2 protein-coding genes and 1 pseudogene are annotated in these 2,854 nt (G+C 77.5%); 1 reads left to right on the forward strand and 2 read right to left on the reverse strand.

Annotated elements, in window-relative coordinates; all coding sequences use genetic code 11:
- Nucleotides 1-146: 146 nt before the first annotated feature.
- Entirely contained in the window at nt 147-1,022 is an 876-nt protein-coding gene (locus tag AB0G13_RS34440) for a hypothetical protein (RefSeq protein WP_357883814.1), read from the forward strand.
- A gap of 115 nt (nt 1,023-1,137) precedes the next feature.
- Here the strand turns inward: AB0G13_RS34440 and AB0G13_RS34445 are convergent, their stop codons facing one another.
- Both AB0G13_RS34445 and AB0G13_RS34450 read right to left on the reverse strand, forming a co-directional pair.
- Nucleotides 1,138-1,983 (reverse strand): SAM-dependent chlorinase/fluorinase, encoded by an 846-nt coding sequence (locus AB0G13_RS34445; protein WP_357883817.1) that lies wholly within the window; start codon nt 1,981-1,983, stop codon nt 1,138-1,140.
- Nucleotides 1,984-2,151: 168 nt separating this feature from the next.
- Nucleotides 2,152-2,517, reverse strand: a pseudogene (locus tag AB0G13_RS34450) (GNAT family N-acetyltransferase); the annotation flags it as partial.
- Nucleotides 2,518-2,854 lie beyond the last annotated feature (337 nt).

Genomic DNA, 2,854 nt, shown 5'->3' on the forward strand with positions numbered 1-2,854 from the left:
CCGCTGGTCAGGATCGCCCGCGACCTGAACGCCCGTCAGATTCCCTCGCCACGTGGGGCCACCTGGGGTGTCGGGACGCTGTCGCAACTCCTAAATGCGCCACCGTCGACGTCCGCGCCGCCGCCGGCGCCGCCGCCGAGGCCCAGGTGCGGGGCTGGCGGGCGGCGGGCTGGACCGAGTGGCGCGAGGCCACCGGCGGGGCGGTCTTCGACCGGCCGGTCACCCGCGTGCAGACCCGGGTGGTGCTCACCGCGAGCCGGTCCGGCGCCACCGCCGAGGTGCGCGCCGTGCGGCTCACCGCCGACGCCGGCGCCGCCGTCTCCGCCGCCACGCCCGGCCTCACCTACCGGGTGTACGCGACCCGGATCGGGCTGGTCGGCGAGGTGACCGCCAACGGGCACACGATCGTGGCCCGGGACCACTTCGTCGCGCTGCCCTCCCGGCGCGGCCTGGCCCCGGCGAACACCGGCGACTACACCGTCCGGGTCTGCACCACCACCGGCAGCCGCTGCGAGTACGCCCCGGTCTGGGACGTCGGCCCGTGGAACACCCGCGACGACTACTGGAACCTCAGCGCCGTGCGGGAGAACTGGAAGGACCTCCCGCAGGGCCGGCCGCAGGCGCAGGCGGCCTACCAGTCCGGCTACAACGGCGGGCGGGACCAGTTCGGCCGGGTGGTGCTGAACCCGGCCGGCGTCGACCTCGCCGACGGCACCTTCTCAGACGGGCTGCAGCTGACCACCAACGCGTGGGTGGACGTGGCGTACCTGTGGACCGGCAGCGGCACGCGCGGCGTGGTCGGCGACGGTCCACTCAACGTCCGCGCCGGCGCCGGCACGGGGTACGCGGTGCGCGGCCTGGCCGCCCGGTACGCCAACGTGCCGATCCAGTGCTACGTGACCGGGCAGACCGTGGCTGGCCCGTACCGGACCACCAACCGGTGGAACCGCCTCGCCAGCGGCCAGTACGTCAGCCACGCGTACGTCTCGGCGGTCTACGGCGGCACGGTGCCGCTCTGCTGACCACCGATCGCGTACGCCCACCGGGCCGGCCGGGGCCTCCGGTCCGGCCCGGCGCCCGGGCTGAGCGCCGGCCCGGCCCCGGCCACCGCGGCGCTCCGCGGTCCGGGGCCAACGCTCAGCCGGCCGCGATCCGCAGCAGGTCGCCCGGGACCACCGCCAGCAGGTCCGCCGCCCGGCCGCCGTTGACCGCCACGGCGACCCGGCCGGCGGAGTCGGCGTGCACCACCAGCCCGCCCGCTCCGGCGTCGCCGAAGGTACGCCCGTGCACGGCCTCCCGCCCGGGCCCGGAACCGCTGCCCGGCCGCACCCGGACCCGGGCCGGCAGCGGCGCCAGCAGGTCGGCCGGCGCGGCCAGCTGGACGTTGCCGAAGTGGTCGACGGTCAGCACCTCGGCCGTGAAGCCGTCCGCCTCCCGGCGGAGCACCGGCGCCGGCAGCCGGACCAGGGACCCCGGGTCGACCGCCGGGCCCACCCCGGCCAGCGGCGCGCCCAGCGCCAGCCGCGCGGCGACCGGCGCGAAGACGTCCCGGCCGTGGAACGTGCGGGACACCTCGGGCGCGAGCCAGGCCGGATCGGTCAGCTCGACGGCGGCGAGCACTCCGCCCAGCGCCTCGGCGGCCTCCACCAACAGGCCGTTGTCCGGCCCCACCAGCAGCCCGCGCGGGGTGGCCAGCGCGACACCCCGGCGGGTCGTGCCCACGCCCGGGTCGACGACGGCCACGTGCACCCCCTCCGGCAGGTGCGGCACGGCCTGCGCGAGCACCGCCGCGCCCCGGCGTACGTCGGCCGGCGGGACGAGATGGGTCACGTCGACGACCCGGGCCTGCGGCGCCAGCCGCGCGATCACCCCGTGGCAGGCGGCGACGAATCCGTCGGCGAGGCCGTAGTCGGTGGTCAGCGAGATCCACGGGGCGCGGGCCGCGCCGGCGGGTGGGGCGGCGGCGACCTGCCGATCGTGCACCGAGCGGCCGGCGGGGACCGGTTCGTCCGCGCTGAGGCGCAGCTCCAGGACCAGTTCGTCGTGCAGCGCGATGCCGTCCTCGCCGATTGCCGGGATGCTCGGCTTGAGCCGGCGCGCCCGGTCCACCGCGCCCTGGTCCACGCGCACCAGCCGCAGCCCGCGCCGCTGGTAGAACCGCAGCGCCCGCAGGTTGTCGTTCGTGGTGACGAGCCAGAGCCGGGACCGGCACGCGGCCCGGGCCACCTCCTCGGCCGCCGCCAGCAGGGCCGTGCCGACGCCGCCGCCGGGCGTCGCGGCCACCACGCTGACCACCTCCAGCCCGTCGGCGTCGTCGTGGTGGGCGAGCGCCCCGACCACCGCCCCGGCCCCGTCGGTCGCCACCAGCGTGGGCAGCGTACGCAGGTCGTAGCGGGTGTCGTGGGCGACGACGTACGGCCCACCCCACTCGCGTTCGTGCAGCGCGTCGACCGCCGCGCGGTCCCCGGCCCGCGCCGGCCGTACGGTCACCCCGGTCATCCCGTTCGCCCCGGTCATCCTCGGCTCCCCTCGTCGACCGGGTCGGGATCGTACCGGTGCCGGCCGTGCCGCCCGGTCGACCGGGGCGGGGTGGCAGAAATGGGACAACGCGCTGACCGACCGGCCACTGCCGGGACGGGACCGGGTTGGGCAGACTGCCAGGGGTGACCAACCGGAGCCTGCCCGCCGTCGCGGTCCTCGTGATCGCCGCCGCCCTCACCGCCGCCTGCGGCGACGACACGGAGGACCCGCCCCGCGCCGCGCCCCCGGCCGCCTCGGCGTCACCGGCGGGGCCACCTTGTGCACGGTCACGAGGTCGGTCCAGAACTTGACGGCCTTCTGCGCCTCGGGCGTG

The sequence above is a fragment of the Micromonospora sp. NPDC023633 genome, assembly GCF_040640035.1.
GTDB lineage: Bacteria > Actinomycetota > Actinomycetes > Mycobacteriales > Micromonosporaceae > Micromonospora.